The 23,126-nt window shown below is 36.7% G+C and carries 23 protein-coding genes; 11 read left to right on the forward strand and 12 right to left on the reverse strand.

The features are described from left to right. From OQZ33_RS18270 to OQZ33_RS18275, 3 genes are all read left to right on the forward strand, one after another. On the forward strand, positions 1–793 hold a 793-nt coding region (locus OQZ33_RS18270; protein ID WP_265800694.1), incomplete at its 5' end, for a serine hydrolase domain-containing protein. Between the two features lie 71 nt (positions 794–864). Continuing rightward, entirely contained in the window at positions 865–996 is a 132-nt protein-coding gene (locus OQZ33_RS24555) for a tetratricopeptide repeat protein (RefSeq protein WP_416338762.1), read from the forward strand. A 399-nt stretch (positions 997–1,395) separates the two neighbouring features. Then, positions 1,396–1,845, forward strand: coding sequence for a DUF6705 family protein (locus OQZ33_RS18275; RefSeq protein ID WP_265800696.1), 450 nt, complete (start codon positions 1,396–1,398; stop codon positions 1,843–1,845). A gap of 84 nt (positions 1,846–1,929) precedes the next feature. Here OQZ33_RS18275 and OQZ33_RS18280 read toward each other — a convergent pair whose 3' ends face one another. Next, complete coding sequence (locus OQZ33_RS18280) at positions 1,930–2,064, reverse strand: hypothetical protein (protein ID WP_265800698.1); 135 nt, start codon at positions 2,062–2,064, stop codon at positions 1,930–1,932. 585 nt (positions 2,065–2,649) lie between these two features. Between OQZ33_RS18280 and OQZ33_RS18285 the strand changes: the two genes are divergently transcribed. Further along, entirely contained in the window at positions 2,650–3,252 is a 603-nt protein-coding gene (locus OQZ33_RS18285; protein ID WP_265800700.1) for a hypothetical protein, read from the forward strand. Between the two features lie 186 nt (positions 3,253–3,438). Here the strand turns inward: OQZ33_RS18285 and OQZ33_RS18290 are convergent, their stop codons facing one another. Continuing rightward, entirely contained in the window at positions 3,439–3,621 is a 183-nt protein-coding gene (locus OQZ33_RS18290) for a hypothetical protein (RefSeq protein WP_265800702.1), read from the reverse strand. Positions 3,622–4,222: 601 nt separating this feature from the next. Then, entirely contained in the window at positions 4,223–4,807 is a 585-nt protein-coding gene (locus OQZ33_RS18295) for a hypothetical protein (protein WP_265800704.1), read from the reverse strand. A gap of 380 nt (positions 4,808–5,187) precedes the next feature. Between OQZ33_RS18295 and OQZ33_RS18300 the strand changes: the two genes are divergently transcribed. Continuing rightward, on the forward strand, positions 5,188–6,207 hold the full coding sequence (locus tag OQZ33_RS18300; protein WP_265800706.1) for a DUF2268 domain-containing putative Zn-dependent protease: 1,020 nt from the start codon (positions 5,188–5,190) through the stop codon (positions 6,205–6,207). Between the two features lie 1,013 nt (positions 6,208–7,220). Here the strand turns inward: OQZ33_RS18300 and OQZ33_RS18305 are convergent. Both OQZ33_RS18305 and OQZ33_RS18310 read right to left on the reverse strand, forming a co-directional pair. Further along, complete coding sequence (locus OQZ33_RS18305) at positions 7,221–7,877, reverse strand: hypothetical protein (protein ID WP_265800708.1); 657 nt, start codon at positions 7,875–7,877, stop codon at positions 7,221–7,223. Positions 7,878–8,049: 172 nt separating this feature from the next. Further along, positions 8,050–9,081 carry a hypothetical protein gene (locus OQZ33_RS18310; protein WP_265800710.1) on the reverse strand — a complete coding sequence of 344 codons (1,032 nt, stop codon included), beginning with the start codon at positions 9,079–9,081 and terminating at the stop codon, positions 8,050–8,052. A 462-nt stretch (positions 9,082–9,543) separates the two neighbouring features. Here OQZ33_RS18310 and OQZ33_RS18315 point away from each other — a divergent pair, with 462 nt between their 5' ends. From OQZ33_RS18315 to OQZ33_RS18325, 3 genes are read left to right on the forward strand one after another with little or no spacing between them, the layout of a single operon-like run. Continuing rightward, positions 9,544–9,981: a cupin domain-containing protein gene (locus OQZ33_RS18315; protein ID WP_265800712.1), complete on the forward strand. Its 438-nt coding sequence runs from the start codon at positions 9,544–9,546 to the stop codon at positions 9,979–9,981. 26 nt (positions 9,982–10,007) lie between these two features. After that, a complete protein-coding gene (locus OQZ33_RS18320) occupies positions 10,008–10,973 on the forward strand; it encodes an NADP-dependent oxidoreductase (RefSeq protein ID WP_265800714.1) in 966 nt (321 codons plus the stop codon). Beyond that, complete coding sequence (locus OQZ33_RS18325) at positions 10,973–11,884, forward strand: helix-turn-helix domain-containing protein (protein ID WP_265800717.1); 912 nt, start codon at positions 10,973–10,975, stop codon at positions 11,882–11,884. The genes OQZ33_RS18320 and OQZ33_RS18325 overlap by 1 nt, the downstream gene beginning before the upstream one ends. A gap of 430 nt (positions 11,885–12,314) precedes the next feature. On the opposite strand, the gene OQZ33_RS18330 is transcribed toward OQZ33_RS18325, so the two are convergent. Next, positions 12,315–12,620, reverse strand: a complete 306-nt coding sequence (locus tag OQZ33_RS18330) for a hypothetical protein (protein ID WP_265800718.1) — start codon at positions 12,618–12,620, stop codon at positions 12,315–12,317. A 604-nt stretch (positions 12,621–13,224) separates the two neighbouring features. On the opposite strand from OQZ33_RS18330, the gene OQZ33_RS18335 reads away from it, so the two are divergent. Further along, positions 13,225–14,127, forward strand: a complete 903-nt coding sequence (locus OQZ33_RS18335; RefSeq protein ID WP_265800719.1) for a S41 family peptidase — start codon at positions 13,225–13,227, stop codon at positions 14,125–14,127. 450 nt (positions 14,128–14,577) lie between these two features. On the opposite strand, the gene OQZ33_RS18340 is transcribed toward OQZ33_RS18335, so the two are convergent. Both OQZ33_RS18340 and OQZ33_RS18345 read right to left on the reverse strand, forming a co-directional pair. After that, entirely contained in the window at positions 14,578–16,161 is a 1,584-nt protein-coding gene (locus OQZ33_RS18340) for a S8 family peptidase (RefSeq protein ID WP_265800720.1), read from the reverse strand. Positions 16,162–16,458: 297 nt separating this feature from the next. Then, the gene (locus OQZ33_RS18345) at positions 16,459–17,103 is read right to left on the reverse strand and encodes a hypothetical protein (protein WP_265800722.1); all 645 of its coding nucleotides are present in this window, start codon (positions 17,101–17,103) and stop codon (positions 16,459–16,461) included. A gap of 371 nt (positions 17,104–17,474) precedes the next feature. Here OQZ33_RS18345 and OQZ33_RS18350 point away from each other — a divergent pair, with 371 nt between their 5' ends. Together OQZ33_RS18350 and OQZ33_RS18355 are read left to right on the forward strand one after the other, a co-directional pair. Beyond that, entirely contained in the window at positions 17,475–17,765 is a 291-nt protein-coding gene (locus OQZ33_RS18350) for a transposase (protein ID WP_265800724.1), read from the forward strand. Further along, positions 17,750–18,625 carry an IS3 family transposase gene (locus OQZ33_RS18355; RefSeq protein WP_265800858.1) on the forward strand — a complete coding sequence of 292 codons (876 nt, stop codon included), beginning with the start codon at positions 17,750–17,752 and terminating at the stop codon, positions 18,623–18,625. The genes OQZ33_RS18350 and OQZ33_RS18355 overlap by 16 nt, the downstream gene beginning before the upstream one ends. A 63-nt stretch (positions 18,626–18,688) precedes the next feature. On the opposite strand, the gene OQZ33_RS24560 is transcribed toward OQZ33_RS18355, so the two are convergent. From OQZ33_RS24560 to OQZ33_RS18370, 4 genes are all read right to left on the reverse strand, one after another. Then, positions 18,689–19,042: a PDDEXK nuclease domain-containing protein gene (locus tag OQZ33_RS24560; RefSeq protein WP_416338764.1), complete on the reverse strand. Its 354-nt coding sequence runs from the start codon at positions 19,040–19,042 to the stop codon at positions 18,689–18,691. Further along, complete coding sequence (locus tag OQZ33_RS24565; protein WP_416338765.1) at positions 18,957–19,163, reverse strand: recombinase family protein; 207 nt, start codon at positions 19,161–19,163, stop codon at positions 18,957–18,959. The genes OQZ33_RS24560 and OQZ33_RS24565 overlap by 86 nt, the downstream gene beginning before the upstream one ends. 285 nt (positions 19,164–19,448) lie before the next feature. Further along, complete coding sequence (locus OQZ33_RS18365) at positions 19,449–21,143, reverse strand: S41 family peptidase (RefSeq protein WP_265800725.1); 1,695 nt, start codon at positions 21,141–21,143, stop codon at positions 19,449–19,451. Between the two features lie 156 nt (positions 21,144–21,299). After that, positions 21,300–21,584, reverse strand: coding sequence for a PAS domain-containing protein (locus OQZ33_RS18370; protein ID WP_265800726.1), 285 nt, complete (start codon positions 21,582–21,584; stop codon positions 21,300–21,302). Positions 21,585–23,126 lie beyond the last annotated feature (1,542 nt).

A 23,126-nucleotide genomic window follows, 5' to 3' on the forward strand; every position in this document is an offset into this window, starting at 1 on the left:
CACTAGCGGAATTCCCCAAAGTAATTGGAATGAAATAAAAGGAGATGCTGATAACATGAAATACCTTAAGTCAGTTACAAAACTTGCTTTTGAGCCAGGTACTAAATATGACTACAACAATAATGACGTATTCCTACAGAGGAGAATAATCGAAAAAATCACTGGATTATCCTACGCACTATTTGTGACGGATAACTTGTTTAAGCCAAGTGGTATAAAGAGCGCTATTTTTGATCCTAAAGAAACGGACACACTGATTGCCAGATCCTACAACGACGAAAAAATACAGGATAATCTCCAATGGGAGATTGACGGTTGGCCAGCATTAAATCCCCTAGATTTTTATAAATGGTCTGAATGCATTAGTTCTTTCCGCTTGATTACGCCCGCCTCCACTAAGGAGATTGTAAGTCCTTTCTCTACCGACGATCAAACAGGACTGGGGCACGGAACTGTAGAAGGTAATATACTAACAACGCACAGACATGATGGAACAGCGAAAAATTATCAGGCATTATTAATTAGTAACGCAAATTCATCCAGAACCATCATTTTAATGACCAACAATAAACAAGGCAATTTAGATGCTATTAGTAAGTCTGTTATTTCAATTCTTGAAGGAAAGCCATATATACAAGTGAGAAGGTCCTTTGTCGATGATTTCGAGAAATCACTGGAAAATATGAACGGCGAGCAAACGCTTGCTTTATATCGAAAAATTAAGGATGAACAGCCAGATCAATACAGTTTTGATGGTGAAAAAATACTCAACCAAGTAGGCTACTTCTTTTAAATAATAAGAAATTCGCTGATGCGATTGCCGTATTCACTTTTAATACTAAATTGTTTCCCAATTCAGGAAATATGTTTGATAGCTTGGCAGAAGCTTATTACGTCCAAGGTAACAAGAGTAAAGCTTTAGAAAATTATACTATCGCACTTAAATTAGATCCTAAGTTAGAATCAGCAAGGAAAATGATTCAAGAACTAAAATAAGAAAGCCTAAATGTCTGAGATTTGTGGTCAATTGATTAAACATCAATTAGAGGTTACTTTCGATATTCCCTGATTATTTAATAAGTTTCAGGAGGTAGGGCTTGAGAATATAAAAGTAAGCAGAGTTGCCTACTATTGTCCTAAAGTACTCCGCTTTTTTCCTATTTTATCATAAACTCATTTCATTAATCAAATTTAATTTTTAGTTTTTGATAATGAGTAAATGATAATATATAATAGCAAATTAAAGTTCGTTTTGTGCGACGAAATATTAATAAATGAAAAGTTTAATCTACATTAAAACGACGATCTTAATTAAGGTGGACATACCAGACGGGACACCCCTTAGTATTTCGAGTAATAACACTGTTGTAGCAAACCCATGCAAATAGACACTATATGAAAACGATAAATTATATGATGTTAATGCTTTTGATTCTTCTATTCAAAATCACTAGGGCTCAAGACCATCCGCCAAAAGGTTCCAATATTGCCAATCTAAAACTTCAAAAATTCGCAGGAAGCTGGATAAGCATAAATCAAAAGGATACAATCTGGTTAAAACTAAAAGTTGAAAACATTAAGTTTCCAGGCAGCCTCGAATTAACTGGTGATGTAATTATCGGTTATATTAAATATTTAAAAGGCAAACAGCAAATATTTGATAATATGTCCAAATCGAATCTATTACATAGTAATGGTGCTTCATCAATTCTTGCTGGTCTGAATCAAAAGGGCGATACAATTACGGGAACTCTCAGAGATCAGTTAAAAAATAAGTCACTTGCCTTAACATTGGCATTGAGTAAAAGCGAAAAGCTTCTAAGTTTTTTTTTCAACTTACACTGAGGGATTATGGTTAGGAGGTAAATCTGGTCGAACGCTCCCCCCTAACTTAGTATTCAGGAAAATCAATATTATGAAAGAGTAGTTCTATGCATGGCTAATAGCTTCATTTTTTGAGACTTTTACTTCAATTTTTTTAAGCTCTTCCTCAATTTCTTTAATACTAGGCAGATTCGATTTTAAATCATCTGGCAATATTTCGGTCAATTCGAATTCGCTCACTACCATTGGCTTGTTAATGTCCCTTCAGGCAAATTCTGTTTCAAAGTTGTTTTTATCCCTATATAATAAAATTCCAACTGTAGATTCCCCTTAAAGCGGTAATCCGAATGCCTGATTAGAAGTTGATTTATGCTGCCTGTGGAAAATTTGCTAATATCCGCTATTCCCAGGATGGAAAGCGAACGGACCAGATCTGCGAAATGACAAATAAAATTGATGGCTCAATACGTTCTGGAACAGTACCGAAAAATATCAAATGGAGAATAATATCCGCCCTCCATAGCATCAAAAGATAGGTGTAATGATACACCAGTTGAATTCTCTCACCCGGGCCAAATCGCAATGAAATCAACCTCACTAATTTTCAAAGCTCTTTTCCGAAAATCGTTTCTGTATTGCGTTAGCTATACAGAAGTTTTATCTTACTCAAGACCAGAGCATCTGAGATGCGGTATTCTGTGGTGCTTAGATTTTTTCATCTAGCAGTCCCTCATATTGTTCGTTGCTTATCAAAAATGGGAGACCGATAAAATCTATCAGTAACTCAGATTTGTGGAATTTTTCATATATTGACATCTATCAGTTATGAAATTGTTGATTATCTTCTTCACCTCGGTCACTTTACTATTGGTTCAATCCTCTGAGCTTGTGTTTCAAAAACCTGTCGATTTCACATACGTGACTTCGGATGACTCAGATTTTACAAAGATTGTTTCAGATGAGCAATTCGAATACTGGGAATGTGTTTATAATCCAACTATGTTTGAACCAATCAAAGCAAAACGAAACGTGGTTGCGACAAGTGGGAACCGGAAGTATGAAAAAATTGCGAGGCGGATTTCTAGCAGAACAGGCTTTTTTGTCTCTTGTGGTCCAGCATTCTGCTCATACTATATCGTGGCGGTTAAAAAGGACAAATCGGTATCCTTAATTAATAATAAATCTGCTTTCAGGGGATTTATCGGAAATATTGATAATGTTGAGGAGGCTAAGCTGGGGTTAAGAAACAACGGATTTAACGTTACTTCAAGACCGCCCTATCAACCTTCGTATGCGCAGATTGACGATTATTATATGTTTAAATTATATGACTTTGGTTTACCAACCTGTTTGGGGTTGCCAATCGGACATAAACCTCAAATGATAAACGTCAAGGTAAATGCAGCAGGGGATTGCTTCAAACTATAAATGAGAGCTATTTTATCAGTCTCTTGAACATGCTTGAATTTGATTAAAGTTCTATTCTTGGTTTTTTGAGACAAGAATCAACAGAAAAATTCTCTTTGAACAATTTACCTTTGACGTCACCTCGCTGCGCTCCTACATGAGGACTTCATGGACACCTTGTAAGTTATACAGGACTTAATTTATATCCTATTCTGATCGTTCGATATAAGGATTATCACCTTCCGCAGGAATATCATTCTGGTGTTCATGTAAGGATGTATCCAAAGAGTTAATAATTTGATCCTTAAACCCTTCTAATTCGGCGTTTGATGATAAGAAATTGGCCAATTTTTGCAAAGCTTCTCTGCTTCCAGCTATTTGTATGTTCATAAATTTAAAGTGACAAATTTTACGCCAAACTAGGCGTATAATTCTAAATCTGTCATACATTATCTGATAATCAGTATCCGATAATCGATTTAGCTCATTGTATTTATTCTAATTAATATAAGATTGAAATTTACAGCAATTATTATTTTGGATCAATAAATAAGATCTACGATTGCTTATGGGAAAAATATTCGTTTATTGACACAGTTTGCTGCTTGTCTGGGGTAATTTAAGTACTTCTTTCGTAAATCACGATCCAATAGGTCGGAATACTATTAGGGTTCGAACTAGCAAAATATTAGCTTTATGAGATGTTTTTTCTCTTTGCCGTAATTGGTTCAATTAAACTTACACCTGAAAGAAAGATATACACTAGGGGATGAATACTTTCGTTTTTTGAGACGGTTTTGTACATATAAGAGGATCGTTGAGAGGATAACATCAACGTCTTAATGTCCATCAACATGGTCTGTCGAAGTACCTTTAATATGTTGTTAATGGAATTATAAAGCAAAATTATCCGTTTAAGTGTTTTAAGTCTGACATTCTTTAAACTTACCCAAGCTACCGGTACACTAGCTTGGGTAGTTTAGTTTTAAGTCTATTTTCTCCTAAAAAGGCCAAAATTATATTTAAATCCAATAGCATAATAAGTATTACTATTTGCGTTGGTTCCCTTTGTGAAGAGTTCGATATTGTCACCTTTTTTCAGTGGTATTTGATATCCAAGACCATAAGCCTGGTAGAATCCATTTGAAGCATTGGTGCCATAATTGTAGCTGGATCCTGTACCCATGTATTGATGGTTTATTGTTGAATAAGCATCCTGATAGCCAAAATCGGCTGACAGGTAAAATTTACCAATGTAATATTTGGCTCCTGCGTAGAATGCATTTTGCAATAGTTTAGAATTTATAGCTTGCTTACCACCATTATTCCCGTCGTAAATGTCAGGATTATCTTTTTGCGTATAAGCAATATTCAACCCTGCAGTAAGCCCCCAATGTTTATTTAGCCTAAATTCATATCCAACCTCAGCTCCATAAACGGGGGCTTTGATTGTGGAGTTTAAACCAATAAAGGGAGCAACATAAACAGAATGTTTAACCAGTGAATCTTGAGCCAATGTTTTGGTTGCACCTAGTGCGCCAAATGCTGTAATTAAAAGTATAATCCTTATTTTCATATCCGAAACTACTAAGCACTTGTCTTACAAACGCAATAGTTAACCCTTTTTAACTTTATTTACACTAATTAACATCTTCAGAAGATGATTGGTAGTCGATTGAAACGAAGTTTCGACACTCAGAAAGAAATTCAAGTGATCAGATATTTTCGTTTTCATATAGGAATTATTCACAATCGTAAATTCGTCAGTCTATCAGAATTTACATACATTTTACCACGTCTAAAGACAAGTTTGGCTGTTCGTTCAATATCGAACATCTTATGTTCATTAATGGACAATTAGACTCTCAATAAATAACAATTGTGTGGTTATTGCAAACTTTCAGAGCAGTTAAAACATTGGCATACTAAATGACCACTTTTTATAAATTTACATTTATGAAGAATTATATACTTGTCTTGTTTGTTGGTTTTACGTTTTTGTTTTCGTGTTCTTCACAAAGAGGGTCGGTCCATTCCAAACCATTGTCATTACAGGATAGCCTGAATATGGTATCCAATAGTATTAGAGTTGAGGGCATAACAATACACAACTTGTTTAAAAGCCAAATTTTGGCTCATCGTGAGGTTGGCAAATTTGATAGCGCAATGATTTTACAAAATGTTTACTTGCCTCACAAGCAGTTATGGGACAGTTGTTACGGGATAATCTTCGGACCCGATAATGCTTCCAAGTTTAATAATTCCACTGGGATGATAAAATGGAATAAAACGCTTTATCCAGAAAACAAATCTCTTTTTGACACGAAGGCTAAAGCGCTATTGGCAATGAATTTAGATTCCGTCCTCAAGGTAAATTTAACAAAGTTCAACAAAATGGTTGGCTACAAACCCACAGCGATTATTAGTATATTGTTTACACCATTTCAGGGCATCGGTTTTGGGGGATGTAGTGCAGAGCAATTTGCACTTGAGCTGAATTATGAGAATAATGATCTGGATTACACGATCAATAAAGGAATACCACATGAACTGAATCACCTGGCTTATGAACCAAATAGAATGAAAGACCCCAAACATGGAACTGCACTAGCACAAACAATTGACGAGGGCTTTGCCTGTTATTTTACCTGGACGTTTTTTGATGGAACTATTCCGAAATATGAAGCGGTCGAGAACATGTCTGAAGGCGAATGGCAATGGTACATTTCACATGAAAGGGAGATATTCCAAAAGGTTAAGGTATGTTTTGATGAAACAGCTGATAATCCTTTATTAAATAATAATAAATTCAAATTATTCCCGGATGCTCCCAAGACTCTTTTTTATTGGCTCGGATTTAGAATAATTGAAGCTTATGTAAAAAATCATGGCAAAGATTCATGGAAAGAACTCTATAAATTAACAAGTGATGAGATCTATAAAGGTAGCGGATATGCAGACAATCTTCGCCAATAATAAGTTAATAATGATTTCTTAACTTAAACCTATAAATACGGAAAGCACAATCGGAATTAAATTACTCTTTTTGGACAGAGAGTTCTTTATCTAAGATAACATAAGCACTTTTTAGTTAAGCTAAAATCCCTGTTAACGTTCAAAGACGCTAACATTGACCTAAATTATTGTAAATTTCCGGTTAGTGTATTTACTACAATTTTTTTACATTGAAACATATTTTATGTTAAAATCATCTGATAACTCTTGTAATATACTTTCAAATTCTGCTGTTAATTTGTGATCAGGGTCTAATCCTATATTAAGTCTGATCTGCCTATTTTCAGCTAGATTCAAATAAAATGTTTTTTTAGGCCAGTTACGTGCAAAAATGAAGTCGGACTTCAAAATACTACAACTTCTCATCAAAGTATCGGTTGAAATTTTGACTTCCGATAAAATACCAATCTTCCTGATAGTTCTTTCGCTTTTGCTTACTATAATTTTGTAAAGACTTTTCAGGAACATCATAACAGATATTACAATAAATATTACCGAAAAAACTATTATCGGAAAGTTAAAAATGAAGTCGTTTAAATAGAAGAATATGCCTGAGAAAACTAAACAATTGAAAAATAATAATAAAGAAATTAACCTTAATTGAATGTTCGGATTGAAAACATATGTCACCTCGTTTCCCACCAATCTAATACTTGAATAAGTGCCAAAATTGCTTATAACTCTTCTGTGTGATATTTGATCTTCAGTTTGCAATCTTAAATTAAAATGTTTTTGATTTGTAAAGATCCTATTTTCTTACTTTAGATTTATTTATTTAAGCAATTTTTCTTCTCCCAAAATCGTTACACGGACATTCATGTTCCAAGTCTGGATATCGGCAAATCTGGTTACCGCAAAAGCCTTTCTTCCTTAAGGTTTAGGATAGGCCCGTTTTTCGTAGTCATTCCTTTTTAATTGAGAAAGAAAATACTTTTTTTACTAACTGGCTTGTTGATCCGAAGACAAATGGGTTGCTAGATTTTTCCACCCTTTTTGAGGCCTGCTATAATTATACTGGAATAGTTAGTGTCTCCTGCAATCGGCAGATCTATGGTACAGGTAGTCATATCCTTGCTCCATTTGACTACAGGTTGCCCGGTTTTGTTTAGCGTATTAATCGTGATGGCAATTTTATTGGCAGTTGGTCTCCATCCCAATGCTACCCCAACGCCTCTTTCAGGATTCAGGAATTCTCCTATGGTAGTCAAGGTTGTCATACCAAGTTCGTAGCTGTTATCTGTTAATTTAACGCCATTTGCGTTTAAAGTAATATGCAATTTGCCAGAAATTTTTGCAATTTCTTTAGCACATGCCGCTTTTTGCTCAGCTGTTGTATTCACAGCTGTTTTTTCTGCTGTATTTAATATATCAGTACCATAAACTTTATCAAAGTACTTACCTAGATATGAACTTAAATAGGAAAAGGTTGAAATGTCATAAGAGCGCTTATCAGACATAATCCGGGTAAACATTTCCGATGGACCATTGATTGTGACACTCTCCTGGATCACCTTGGCCCTCGCCCAATTGTATTTTTGTTCCAGTGTTTCGACGATATCAGAAGTTTTCTGTGCCTTTGTATAAAAAGGAGTGGCTAAGCAAAAGATAGCGCAAAATAAAAATAGTCTCATTCTTTAATTTTTTTAGATGATGATTTAATATATAGTATGGAACCTGAAAAAAAATCACGTAGACCTATATTCTTTGTGAGTTTCAATTTGGGTCGCCATTGATAACAGCTTATTTAACTAATCGTTTGCTGATATTTAACTTCTTTTGATTTTATTTACTGGTCTATGGTAGTTATTTGGTTTGTTTAATAAGGATGCTGTTAACTTCCGCTACAAAGCGTTCCACTTTTTTTGTGCCAAAGAAACTTGATAAAACTAATACATCTTCTTTCTGCCTGTCTGGTCTTAAAAAATATACCTGTACATCGGTTCCCGAATAAATCATATTAGTTGATTTTCTAACCGTTTGGATTCCATTGAAATCATCAAATGAATAAGTTCTGTTCCCCAATCCTATAGGGTTTTTTCGCGTTAGCAACCTGGAACCCTTGTCAAAAGTGATTTCGGTAAAACCCGACAGGATAATCGCTGGTCCTCCAACCAGGGTAAAGAGCAGAAAGCAAACTCTCCCGATATTAAAGCCGCCGCCCAGCCATGCATAAGGCGTAAGTTCATGAATGCCTATCGCCAAAAGACAAACGCCAAGTAGAAGACTGCCGATTCTGTTTCTTTTAAGAATGTATGCGCCACCATTTGGGATAAAAAACTTATACTCATCAATATACTGTGGGGCGAAATCTCCCGGGCTATCATGCGCCTCCAGATGACGGTGTAGTGGGGTGATCACCTGATCGACAAATGCGATTGCATTGGGATCATCATTTTTTCCATAACTGGATGAAACCAATATTCCTTTTCCATATCGATCATTTTTTTTAAATAGCTTGTAGGTATATGACCCAGCCATGTTGGAAACAGGTGAAATACCGTATATTTTAGAAAATGGAAGGGAGGATATGGTCAGCAAGCCCATTAGTTTTTTTCGCATAACGCCCGCACTAATGTCAAACTCTACAGATATGCCCGCCCACAGGATGAATAAGGTAACTACCGTTATCAGGATAAGAAGTATTGGCAGCGAAGAAGTAAAAGAATTTCGCAGATAGTAAAGATAGACCAGGTATCCGCTCAGGAAAAAAATGGATAGTACGGCAGCAAGAATATACGATAGGCCGTATGGGTAAACTGTTATACGGTCCGGCTCAATCCGCCATCGGGTTTTTGATAAAGATTTCAATGACAAGGGCTTTAGATTTTTTAACATCTAAACACTTTATGAGCGATTTGGTTTTGCCGAACTTTATGGAAATTATTATCTAAAGCAAGAAGCAACCGGGGGAAATACATTCGTTTTTTGAGACTAATAACATTTAATGAAAGTATTTAGTCTCGTCAAAAAAACCACCTTTTTCTGAAAATTTTCATACTCTCGTAAAGAGGTCTTTTATTCAACGTTCAACATCTTTGAGGTAGGATTAAGATTTCTGAAGTGAGTTTTAATGACGGGTATTTGGAATTAACTTCAGCAGAACCACGCTATGATTCATTTACTGGATATGATAGAAGATCTCTAATAAGAATTTAAATATTCAAATGAGCGCAAAAAGCCTTATGAACAAATTCAAAATCTAAATGGTATTTTGACTTAAACAAAAGGTATTTTGACTAAATCCATCTTTCAATCATTTCTAACCTTTGTATCAAATAGAAATAGAAATGTAGTAAAATGGAAAATGTTAAGATTCACAAAGCAGGAAGCCTTCCAAACATCAAGGCACCAGAAATCAGTTTCACAGGCGAAGTTTTAATTAGCAATTATTTTGAGTGCGAAAACCCAAGCAAACTAATTGGCGCCACTGTTTTTTTTAAACCTGGATCACGTACCTCCTGGAAAATAAATCCTCTTGGCCAAACGCTTATCATAATTGGTGGTATAGGCTTGGCACAATGCGAAGACGAAGAAATATTTGAAATCAAAGCCAGCGACATCGTTCAATTTCCGGAAGGGAAGAGGCATTGGGATGGCGCAACGCCTAATCAAACACTAACTTACATTGCTATTCACGAATCTAAAGATGGAAATGCTGTGCGGTTTTTAGAAAAAGTAACGGATGAAGAATATTCAAAAGGACATACTCTTCTCAATCAAAATCCTAACAAGTAATTTATTAAAAACGAAAGATAAGGCTTATGAAAGCAATTAGAATAAGTGAATTCGGACTACCGAAAGTAATGGAATTAAAAGAAATAGACAGGCCTGTTCCTGAATCGGACGAAATTTTGGTGAAAGTTTATGCAAGCGGCATAAATCCTGTAGATCTTGTGGTACGTGCTGGAAGTAATGCTGCGCTAAGCTATAATCTCAACTTACCGATAACACTTGGTTGGGACACAGCAGGAGTTATAGAAGAATTGGGCGATGAAGTAACCGGTTTTCAAAAGGGAGATGCTGTTTATGGGGTACCAAATTTTCCCGGCGAGGGAAGTTATGCAGAATATGTTGCTGCAAAAGCATCACGATTTGCACTTAAACCATCTAATATTTGTTTTAATGATGCAGCAGGAATTCCGTTGGCTGCGCTTACTGCCTGGACTGCGATGTTTGAATTTGGAAAATTAAAAATGGGACAACGGATTTTAATTCAAGGCGCATCAGGAAGCGTGGGTGGTTTTGCAGTGCAGTTTGCAAAATCAATAGGAGCCTATGTAATAGGAACGGCATCTGCAGATAGCTTTGATTATCTTAGACAAATTGGCGCAGATGAATTGATTGATTACAAAACACAGAAATTTGAAGACTTAGTAAAGGAAGTTGATGTTGTGTTAGAGGTTTCATCGGTTCGCGATAACAATGAACGGATAAAATCTGTGCAAGTTTTAAAATATAATGGTATTTTGGTAAGTGTAAATACCGATTTTGCGTTTAATGATGAGCTAATTCAAGCGCTTAACATTAAGAACTGTAAGGCTGAACTTTCCGCGAACCAGGCAAGAACAGAATGGTTGGAAGAAATCGGGAAACTTATAGAGTCAGGAAAGGTAAAAGTTTTACAAGGTAAAATCTTTGCATTACGTGATGCAGTTGAAGCTCATAAGTTGATGGAAAGTAAATCTGTTAAAGGAAAATTAATATTGCAGGTAAGAGAACAAAATTAATGAAGCATATTAGAACCATCAGTGAATTCCACGAGTACACAAATCTGCCAAAACCAGACCATTCGCTAATTAGCGTCATAAATGTCGCAAATGCACTTCCGGATTCGCACAGTAGCAATTCAGAGCAATTGGTATTGGATTTTTATTCGATCGCTGTGAAAAGAATGCACAATGTAAAAATACAATACGGTCAGCAACCGTTTGATTTTAATGAAGGTGTTATGTCTTTTATGTCGCCCAAACAAGTCTTTAGCATAACTTCTGACATCAAAAATGAAGTAGTGAAGAAATCAGGATGGGCTATTTATATCCATCCTGATTTTATTTGGAACACATCTTTGGCAAAGACGATTAATAATTATAATTTTTGGGATTATACACTAAACGAAGCTTTGTTTCTTTCCGAAAAAGAGGAGGCATCCATTAACCACATTATTCAAAACATTAGAAAGGAAACGCAGTCCAACATTGACAAATTCAGCAAGCATATTATTATATCGCAGATTGAAACTCTTTTGAATTACGCAGATAGATTTTACAGCCGTCAGTTTATTACAAGAGAAAAAAGTAACCACCAAATATTGGAAGATTTCGAGATTTTAATAAACGATTATTTCAATCGTGAAAATTTAATTGATTTAGGTTTGCCAACGGTTCAATACATTGCACAACAATTGAATGTTTCCCCGAAATATCTTTCCAGTTTATTTCAAACGCTAACCGGACAAACTACGCAGCAACTTATACACGATAAACTGATCGAGAAAGCGAAGGAAAAATTATCTACATCACAACTTACCGTTAGTGAAATCTCCTATTCACTGGGATTCGAACATATCCAGTCATTCAGCAAACTTTTTAAAATAAAAACAAATCTTTCGCCAAAAGAATTTAGACAGTCATTTAACTGAAAAAAAACTCGTATGCAAAAAACCAATTTAATACAATGCTATTTACCATTGGTGCGCAAGGGATGAAATTTATGGCTGCTAACTAAATTAAGATTTCGGCTAACCGAGAAAAGAGATCAATAAGTCCGTTTTCTCTACTTAATATCATAAACTCATTTTATATTAAAGTGTAACTTCCAGGGTCTTTGGGCATAAAATGTTTAATCTGGTTCTAGTTGATTTCCATTTCTTTAAAAGATACTGGCAATCCTATATTTTCACCATCCTTAGATATATATCATTGTCTTGTAACTTCTTTCTTCATCGAGAGCGAACATTAAAAAGCTATCGTTTCTGTGAGTCACTTTTTTTTGCGATTATCAGCGCGAAAAATTTACAGATGAAAAAAAGATGGATAGTCGAAATTTTTACTTTCGTTTTTTGAGACTTTTTATTTGAACTTTTCTATTTGAATGAAATTTAATCCAGCGGTTTCTACATAGATTTCATTTATTCCATTCATGTCTGTAATACCAATACCGCCATTTGGAATCAGTACTTCACCGTCTGCAGTCTTGAGTTTGTAATTGAAGTCATTTATATTGGAAATACCTTTCTGAACACATTGATCTTGTATCAAATGCTGAAAATTCTTGTAAGCTAAAGAAGGAGAAAAAATCCCCCCAATGGCTTCCAGATACTCATCAATAACTTCTGAAGTCGCTTCGCCTATTTGTATCTCATCTATAAGTATCAAACATTTCATTATTGCAATATATTAACTTCGAAAATATTTTCCTTTTTTGAGACGAATGTAGTTATTACCGACAATACAGTACATAAATCAACATCTTTTGATAATTATGTATTGAATACGCAACTTAATCGAAGGCAGATACGTCTTATAAAAAAAGATACAAATGCTAATCAAAATCACAATAACATTTTTATTAATTATGAATTTCATTTCCGCGTATTCTCGGAATCGAAATGATTGTAATTGTACAATAGCCGTAAATGAAATAATATCCGATATCGAGAGCAACTATCCGGGTTTTCGCTCTAAAGTAAATGTTGGCAAAAAGACTTACTACAAAAAGTTGAAAAATAAGGTCATCACACAAGCAATGACTACTACTAATCGTGAAAGTTGCTTTTATATAATAGAAAAGTATATCCATTTCTTTAAGGACAATCACATTATTTTTAGTGACCGAAAAGCATCACCCTCAAAACATTCATTTTCCGGAAGAACAATTAAGAAAACGTCCGGACAACTTATTGGCAACTGGCGCAGAAATAGTGATTCGCTGGTGGTTAGTATTTTAAAAGGCTCGGATAATAAGTATGAAGGATACATCTTGAAACCGAACGGTAGATTAGGAGAAGTTTATTTTGAACTTATCGGAAATGAGCATGAATTTAGAATTAGGAACTATAATACGCCATTAACAACAGATTTACTTCGAGGGCGAAGGCTTAAAAACCTCCTGATTGAACCAAACGGTATTTGGCAAAAAATGGATAATGAGGAAAGTTACATAGAAGTTAAAACATCAACCTATTCTGTCAATAAAAAATTTATTTACAAACAGGTAAAGGAAGATATTTACTATCTAGGGATACCATCATTTAATACAGACGCCAGAAGTTTTGATTCGATTATAGTAAATCAAATTATCCCGCATTTAGAAGAAAATAAAATTACTCATCTGATTATCGATCTCCGGAACAATGTTGGAGGAAACAGTTCATTTTTATCACTAATGAGGTTTGCATATGAAAAACCATTTTCTATTCCAGGCGATTTTCTGTTCGCTTCCCCAAAACTTATTCAAAATTACGAAATATCTAGGAACTCAACTAGGCAGGCTATCCTTCCTAAATTAAGGGCTAACCTTGGTGGATTTGTACAAAGAGACTCACTTAGAATTATGCTTAAGGAAAATTATCGATATCCAAAAACAATCAGCATAATAGTAAATGAAAATTCTGCAAGCAGTTCTGAGTATTTTTTGCTACTCGCAAAACATAGCACAAAAGTTAAACTGTATGGAAGACATACTGCAGGGACACTTGATTATAGCGAATTATTGGGCCCCGAAAAACTTTCCTGTGAAGGTTATTCTCTTATGCGTCCAACTACAAAATCATATTGGACAGATACCAGTCCAATAGATAACAAGGGAATTTTGCCAGATATTGATTTAAGCTTTTATCCTGACAACGAATGGGTAGATATTATCCTAGATAAACTTAAATAATAGGGAAACATAATAAACTGTTTTACCATAAAAATAGGTACCTCAAATTAAGGTACTCCATTATCTTCGTTTTTTGAGACAAATCATTACCATTTACCTAAATCATTACCATTTACCTGATTTTATGAGAAACCCTGCTGTGTAGTTAACTGATTTATTAGAATTAGTGGATTCTTTAGCCTACAAAGTTTGTTTCGAACTTCGCTATCTCTAAGCTTACTGGTTTTCTTTCGCGATTAGGAAGAATTGGAGGGGATAGGAATGCCTGCAATTGTATAAAAAACAAGCAACCTTTCAAGTTTACCCAAATTAATATCTAATTATTGGTCACAGGACATATCCTATCTGTCAAACCAACAGGAATATATTTCTTGTGAGCGGATAGCTATATCCAAATTATCGTCTTTCATTGCTAAATTCTCACCTGCGGTCAAACTCAGTGTTTAGTTTTTACCTCATCCCAGCCTTTAATTTAGCGAGGTCCATTGCTTGTTTCATATTCGCAAGACCATAACCCACTGGCAAAGTCGGATTTGTGGCATGATCTGCGGATGCCCTAATGATCTCGAGCAGGTCTTTGTTGCTTAGTTTTGGGTAAGCTTGCCACAAACAGGCTACCAAGCCACACATTATCGGACTTGCGTAGGAAGTTCCACTTCGACTTTCGGACGTTCCATATTGATTGATCACGCTAGCTCCGCCCCCCAAGGCCATTATGTCTGGCTTAATCCGTCCATCAGCCGTTATTCCGAAAGAGGTGAAACTATCTGGCAGGCCCTTTGCGGTGACAGATCCTAAGGTAAGCACATTGGGTGCATCAGCAGGCGTACCAACCCATTTTTGTTCATTGCCAGCACAATTCACAATAAAAATTCCTTTGTCAAAAGCCATGTTTGCTGCACGGGTGGCCATGGCTGTTTTACCATCCATATCTGCGGAGGTATACTTTGTAATCGGTTGATAATAACCATCACTGTAGGAAAGTGATGAATTCACTAAATCGACACCTACACTATCAGCAAATTCTACGGCGCTGGTCCAATAATCTTCTTCAATAGGGTATTCGCTGGCACTATCCTCGGTGCGAAGCAACCAATAAGAAGCCTCCGGGGCTGTTCCAACATACGTTCCAGGCTTATTTGTTGCCATAGTTGAGGTTACCCAAACACCATGATTGTCAATGCTGTAAGGATCATCATTTTCATACACGAAAGATTTTGCCCCCTTGATTTTTACATTTCCGAATGCTGGATTGCTCTTCAGATTGATAAACCCGGCGTCAATCACTGCTATTTCTATTCCTTTCCCCAAAAAACCCTGTTGGTGCAAAGCTTCGCCCTTTACCATATTTATATTTTTATTCGCGCTTCCATAGTCGATCGATTTACCTAGGGTCCCAGTATTTCCACTCTGTGGAACATCCACGTATGTTTTAGCAACTGACTGCTGATTTCTTTTGCCCATGTATACAATAGATACTTCTTTTACAAATGGAAGTGCCCTATAGCGATCAATTAAAAACTGGTCTTGAACATTAACACATACTGTTTTGAGCCACTTGCTTTTTGTAACTATTTTGCCTCCAATATCGGCGATGGTTTTTAGGTAAGTATTTGATATAGGTAAATCACTTTCATCAATAGCGATGTTTCTTTTAAAACGTCTCTCAATAGCTCTGGGCGAAAGAAACGCCTGCGGATTGGAAATGGAATAATCAGAAATTCCCTTATCATTGAGTACGATCCGTAGTTTGTAATCATTGGCATCGGTAATGATAACCTTACATTTTGCTTCGCCCTTAGCATTTAATAGTTTAGCATAAACGTAAGTTATGCCAGCACCTTTAGCCCATACAATACCCTCCGTGGTTACTTCAGCAATACGTGGATTATCAACCCGCCATTCTACTTTATCTAAAGTTCCTTGAGGATAGTTTTCCAAGATGACCGAAAGACGGGTGCCAAAAGACTGGTCATTTGCCAAGATCGTACTATCCAGGTTCATTCGCATTTTTGGTGTTGGGGTCTCAGGCATTTCGGTTTTCTTGCATGCGGATAGCAACAATAAAAACGCAAGGAGTGTAAAAATGGAATTTCTCGCTATCAATGTCATGTAAGGAAAGCTATCAATTTTAAATATTAAGTTTTCGAAACCGCAAAAATAGCTATGAATTTAAACAATACCTATTTTTTTTGGAAATGCTATAAATAGAATTAATGTAAACATAGCGCATCAGCAACATCAATGAAAACGTTGAATTTTAATAGTTCATTTTGTGAGATGAAAGTTAATATTTATTGAAATTGACCACTCTTAAAATTATGATTAGTCTTATCTGCCTCCAATCCAAATTGTTCCCTGTGGAAATGCATTAAAGGTTCTTTCAATACCAGTTTCTATTAGAGTAAATGTTCGGTGAGGTTTTTTAAGTTTTTTATCAAGCCACTTTTTTATTTCTATGTAATCCTTTAGGTTACGGTAGTCTTCGGGCTTACCTAAGTGATCGTCCTCTAAAGTCATTTCATGTTCAAAAGGTTTCCATTGGTATTGCTTTATTCTGTCTTCTAATTCACCATAACTCTTAAATCCAAATGACTTCGGAGGATTCGTTTGGTGGAAAGTATTATCATAAAAGTGCAGTTTGTCATCAATTGCACAAACGACCTGTGATTTGGAAATATGAGGCTCAAATAACCAGATTTTTAGGTAATAATCTTTAGCTAAGGAATCTAGTTCGGTCTTCCAGGATTCATAAATATCGAGTAATCCTGCGATAATTTTTATTCTATTTTTTCTCCGAGGCTCGGGAATTGTGCTGTTGATAATAGATATATCACACCAAGGGTGCACGAGAACTTCACAATTATCTCTATTGTTCATAAAGAAGTAGCTTTTATTGTAAATCAAATTGGTGTCTATCCAATCTTGAATATTCTTTGACCTTCTCTTCTGACCTCTAATTTTCTGGATTTTCATTAAGTTAAGACTTTGATTGCGTTATATCTTCGTTTTCTTAGACATATGGCTTGGATAATACTTCTTCACTACCGCTTGGTTAATATGCTTTATGTAACTCCTGAATTCAACTTAGGTATATTTACGATTAAATATTGGAACTCGCCGAGATATCGGCTGAAGCAATATCTGGGAACCATTTTTTTTGCTTGATAATTATTTAATTTTATCATGTTGATGCGGGCTATCAGTTCTCACTATTTAGCTGATCTTCAATTACTTTTCTTAATTCATCTTTATTGGGTAAATACAACTGGTATTTTTGGAGTTGCTACATTTGACTGGAGGAATTTAGTCGTCAGATTTAGAAAGAAACTTTTAAATTTGATTATATGAGCAGACGAATGTTTGATGAATCCTTCAGGAAGATGGCAGTAGAGCTTTCTTACACAAAAGGATCTGTAAAAGAGGTAGCTGATGAGTTAGGCGTTAGCCAGACTCTCTTGAGTAAATGGAGACAACGGGAATCAGATTCCAGTCAAGGAGTAGCCGGATTGACTGAAGACCAGAAGATGATAAAAAAGCTGCAAAAAGAGCTAAAAGATGCCCAAATGGAACGCGATATTTTAAAAAAGGCGGTCGGCATCTTTTCCAAGGGAGACGGGAGATATTCGGATTTATAAGAGAGCACCGAAGAATATTTCCAGTTGAAATGATGTGTAGGGTATTTCGGGTTAGCAGCAGTGGTTTGTATTATTGGCTAAAGCATCCCAAGAGTAAACGTGAGGCTGAAAGCGACTCGTTGCTGGAGGAGATCAGTGAGTTGCACCATGCCAGCAAGAAAGTCTACGGGAGTCCGAGGATTGCTGGCAAGCTCGCTGAGAAAGGCATTCACGCTTCAAGGCCCAGGGTAGCCAGGATAATGCGCAAAGCGGGTATACAGAGTGTTATACGCAAGAAATGGACAAGTACGACGGACTCAGATCATGTGCACCCCGTAGCAGAAAACGTTCTAAACAGAGATTTTTCGGCTTCAAGACCAGGAGAAAAATGGGTCTCGGACCTTACCTATATCCGTACTGGGGCCGGATGGGTTTACCTGACAACGGTTATCGATCTTGCGGATAGAAAGGTGATTGGCTGGGCCCTGAGCGATAATATGGAGGCCAAGAACACAACGGTCAGCGCATTCCAGATGGCAAGGGCCAATAGGAAAATTGGAGATACGCTAATATTCCACTCTGATCGGGGAGTTCAGTATGCCTGTTCAGAGTTTAGGCAGCAGTTGGTGGGATCACCAATAATCCAGAGTATGAGCCGAAAGGGAAACTGTTGGGATAATGCAGTTGCAGAAAGTTTCTTCAAAACGATGAAGACTGAGATGGTTTATCAAAAAGCCTTCAAAACTAAAAAGCAGGCATACCTGGCGATCTTTGAGTATATAGAAGTTTGGTACAATAGGAAAAGAATCCATTCCTCATTAGGTTATTTGACTCCTTTAGAGTTTGAAAAAACGATGAGGAACAGCAAAAAAGCCGCATAACTTGCATCTAGAGGAATCTAAATAAATGCATCTCAAAAAAAAATATCTGACGAAAAAAAATCTCTAGTGTACTATTGCAATTCCATTTTGTACAAACAATTGTGAAGAGACATTGTGCATTGCGTATTGTATAACCAATTCATCTTTTTCTTTTGCCAAGACAATGCCAATAGGAGGGTTATCGCTCTCTGTGTTTTCTTCACTTTCAAAATAGCCTAAGTACATATTCATTTGTCCGACATCCTGGTAATTAGCTTCCTCTCTTTTTAAATCTATTAGAACAAAACACTTTAAAATACGATGATAAAATACTAAGTCTACATAGTGATTTCTATTGCCTAATGTTATTCGGTATTGCCTTCCAATGAAAGCAAACCCTTTGCCCAGCTCTAATAGAAAACTTTGTAAATGGGTTATTAATCGTTGCTCCTGAAATTGTTTCTCTAAAAATTATTTCACATCCTGCTTTTTCTAGTGCTTCGATTTGCAGATTTAAATTCTGTTCTTTGTTAGAAACCCTGGCGTAACCGATCTTCATTATTGTATCATTAAAACGCTTATTTATAAAAATAGTAAACTTTGTTTTGTGACACAAGTTTTTGGGAAGCGGAAGTAAATGAATACGCCACGATGAATCAAAACGGCTATACAGTCTTATAATACCACCGTTTCTTGATAATAATACTAAATTTAAAGACACGATGAGCAAATGAGTCTAATATCATTATCATGAAACGGTTAAATACCAAGATACTGGTTTACGTAAACTATAAGTCGGCAATAATGAGTGAACCCTTTTCTTAATTTAGTCCGATTTAATCTTTCAGAGATTAATAAATTCTAATGCTCTTTTCAATAATGGGTCAGTTTTATTGATAACGTCATTAATTGTGTACGAAACAGGAATATCTACGTGGATACCGATTCGTTGTGTCTCGTATCCATTTGGGTAATAGATACCCAATCCCGAAAAATTAATTCGGTAACCGCCGGGAAGAACGGTGCGGGTCACATTTCCGTCCGCTCCGGCAGTCTGACTTCCGAGTACTGTAACATTTTCAGCGGTTTTTAATGTCATACAAGCCCATTCTGCCGCACTCTGTGTGCGGCTATCTACAAGCAGGATAATTTTTCCCTGGTAGAAATTGGGATTTGATTTTCCAACTTGTGAATAGGCTGTTCCTTTATTGGCGATCTCAAACTTGAACGTCCCCGGCAAACTGAAATTTGGTCGGGTTAAACGACTATATATTTTCGGTTCAGCCAATAGATATTCTGGGGTTCGATAAGTGCCGGTACCGTTGGTGGGATAATTCCTCATATCAAAAATGATAGCCTTTGTATGCATTAAAGGCTGCATGATGCTGTCTATGTTTTTTTTATTGATGTTGCTGAAAAACACATACCCGATGCTGTCTTCCAGCATCCGGTATGTAATAGCGCTTTCCATTTCAAAGAAGTTCTTGTAGTCTTCTAGCAGATCCCGTTCCTTTAGATCAACGACCGCTTCAAATTTTTCTCCGCTGGGTTGGTATCCAGAAAGCGTAGCGGTTTTACTTTTACTGTTCAGCAGCAGATAATGCATATTCTTAATTTTTCCGCCTTTGTTTGATGCGGGGATATAGTCCCAGTATGCTTTGATCTTTCTTTTCAGCGGCACCCCATCCATTGCTTCGATAACGCTACCTGTTTTAATAGAGGAATGTGGATTGGCGCTTTCCATCCGTACGACAACAGCCTTATGCCCTATGATTCTAAAATCAAATGAGGGACTGTATTTTCCGGTAAAGGTATCGAAAACCTGTGGCCATAAGCCGCCATGTGAGTCGTTGATGGATGCAGCCATTCTTGCCAAAGCCCTGTGATAAGAGACGGTATCCTTCGCATTAATTAACGGCGGAATCAGCTCATTCAAAACACTGTCCCAGGGCCTGCCGATTGCATACTTATATGGATAGAAGTAATTGATGACGTTCCAGAACCTGAAAAGGCCGAGTAACCTGTAATGTACAGTAGGAAATAACATTTCCCGATATGGCTTCTCATTAGGTGTATATATGGTGCTGTCATTATCTGGATTTGGCTGGGCATAAAAGTTTAAGCCTCTGTAAGGATGTCTGGTGATGAAGTCTAATGCCTGTCTGTTAGCTCCGTTTAGATCTGTATTGCTGCCGATCCACTTGTGGTCAAGGTTACGGGTATGTAAAGCTGCGTTTTCTTCGGGTAAATATGGCGCCTCTGTATCTTTTCCTGCCAGCTTTAACATCTTTTCTACCTCTATGTTAACCTGTTGATTAGTCTTCGATTTTGACAGGCGATCCAGGGAGGATATGAGTACTGAATCCCAATCCATTTTTCCTGTTGCAATACCAGGATGATAGTACTTCAGCAATCCCCAGCTCTTGCAAAGGATGCTTAATTGTGCAATCTCTTTTTTATCCTGTGCTTTTAGGTATTGAGGTAACGAACATACAAGAATAAAAAAAAGGAGGAAGCTAATATTTCTAGTTTTTCTCATGGATTTGTCTGGCTACAGGCAGTTAATTTAATAGATGACGTAAACACTATTCGGATGTTGCACCGGTTATATCGCCTTGCCATTCGACTTGCTAATATGGAGATCTTTTTGAGCAATCAACTTATGATACTTTAACTTATCAACAAAGGGTGGGTTTTAAAAAAATGGTGCCTTTTCCTGCTGTAATAAAATCTGCTCACTAATATTTCTGGCAATCTTCGATGCCCCGATGATTTTGCCGTCCGCAGCAATCACAGGGGAAACGGTCACCGAAATAGGAACCAGTGTGCCAAACTGGGTTAACCTGACCATTTCAAAATGATCTACTTTTTTACCCTCCTTGATCTGCGAAATGACAAATGTTTCCTCCTCGAGACGTTCAGGCGGAATGATTAGCGAAATATGTTTGCCAATAGCTGCAGCTTCCCGGTAGCCGAACATTTTTTCGGCCGCTGGGTTTCAGCTCACAATGATACCATCCAGGTTTTACCGATAATCGTATCATCAGAATTCGATACTATTGTCGCCAGATGGCATTCCTTTCGTCCAATAAAGCTTTTATCATAGGGTCGATAAATTCAAAGTTAAAAGAAATATTCAAAATAGTTGTTAAACCGTTTCCGCTAATACGACTTCATCTGTTTTAGAGCTGCCTTCGGCCTATTTATTTAATATGGCCGTCCATTACAATGCAATCCAGGGCGGTCCTTGTTTGCAAATCTTCCTAACAGTGTAGGCTTTATACGCCAGATTCCGAATAGAGAATATCCCTGAAGAAGTTGCGCCTGGTCCGGGCAAAAAGCAATAATATGGCTAGACAGCGTGACGATAGTTTCGTCAAATTTAAAAAAGGTACACCAAAAGAAAGCAGAACCATATAAACCTCTTACTACAGTTGCAGTGTATTTAGTAGTACTTTTAACTCTTAAATTATTTAAACCAAAGTGCATGTAATCAGTAAGTTAATCGGCATAGGCAAATGATCAAAAAGATCTCAGTAGTTACATCAATTCTGTAGGTATTGATGTCAAAATTATACACTTGCATAGCTTTAGTTTGATAGACAACAAGTTAGTGTGTAATTGTTTTGCCTAGCTATATTTTTGTTATTAAGTTATTTAGGTTCATATCCAGCTCATATACAGGCCAATTTAGCCCATTTCAGTCCAAAAATTTCAAAGTTCTTCATCCATTAATAGGTTTGTCTAAAGAAAATTAGCCAGCTCATTTTTCGCTGCTAGGCAGATACGGATCTATCCGGGCGCAGCATAAGCTGCTTTCAGCCATGGTCTTTGGGATCTTTGACATTTGGGAATAAAGCATTATTCTGCGAGGAGCGGAAAATCCTGCGAAGCTGAGATTATTTCAATATGGCGAAAGCGCAGGGGCAGGCGAGGGCCCGGTCCGTATGGATTGACGTGAGTAATTCCGAATTACCTTTTTGGAGCACATGGTTTGTTTGTGTTTTGGTTAAGGTGGATGGGCTGAGAGGCCCTTTTTTTGTGCCTTAAATTCCGGATCCGTTCAGCTTCTTTCTTTTTAGTTTCTTTAATATGTGGAGCCAGGTTAATATGGATGAGGTATTGTTTTTTTTATTGGCAAGATGTTCCGTGCCTGACAGCCCCCCCCCCTTATTCTTTGGATGGATCCCCTCGGTATAAAGGGTAAAGGAAACTCGCAACTCTTTTCCATTTTTTGAAGTTTTAAAGCAGTTCATTTAGGATCTTTTACATATGAAATAGATGGGTAGACCGCCATTAGTTTTGGGGGAAGGGATCAAAAACAATATGTCTAATTAACCCAGAGGAAAGTTTGACCTGGTTTCTGCTAGTGGGAGGTTCTTCCGAGATAAAAAAAAGGCGAATCTGACCTAAAAGAAGTCGCTCTTGGATGGTGAAAGGATGCCGGTGGACAATGGTCCGGATGTTAAAGTCCTGGAGTTTTCCTGGGGGCTGTGTGCAAAATTTATCAGCTTGCACGATA

It is taken from the genome of Pedobacter sp. MC2016-05, from assembly GCF_026239735.1.
Lineage (GTDB): Bacteria > Bacteroidota > Bacteroidia > Sphingobacteriales > Sphingobacteriaceae > Pedobacter.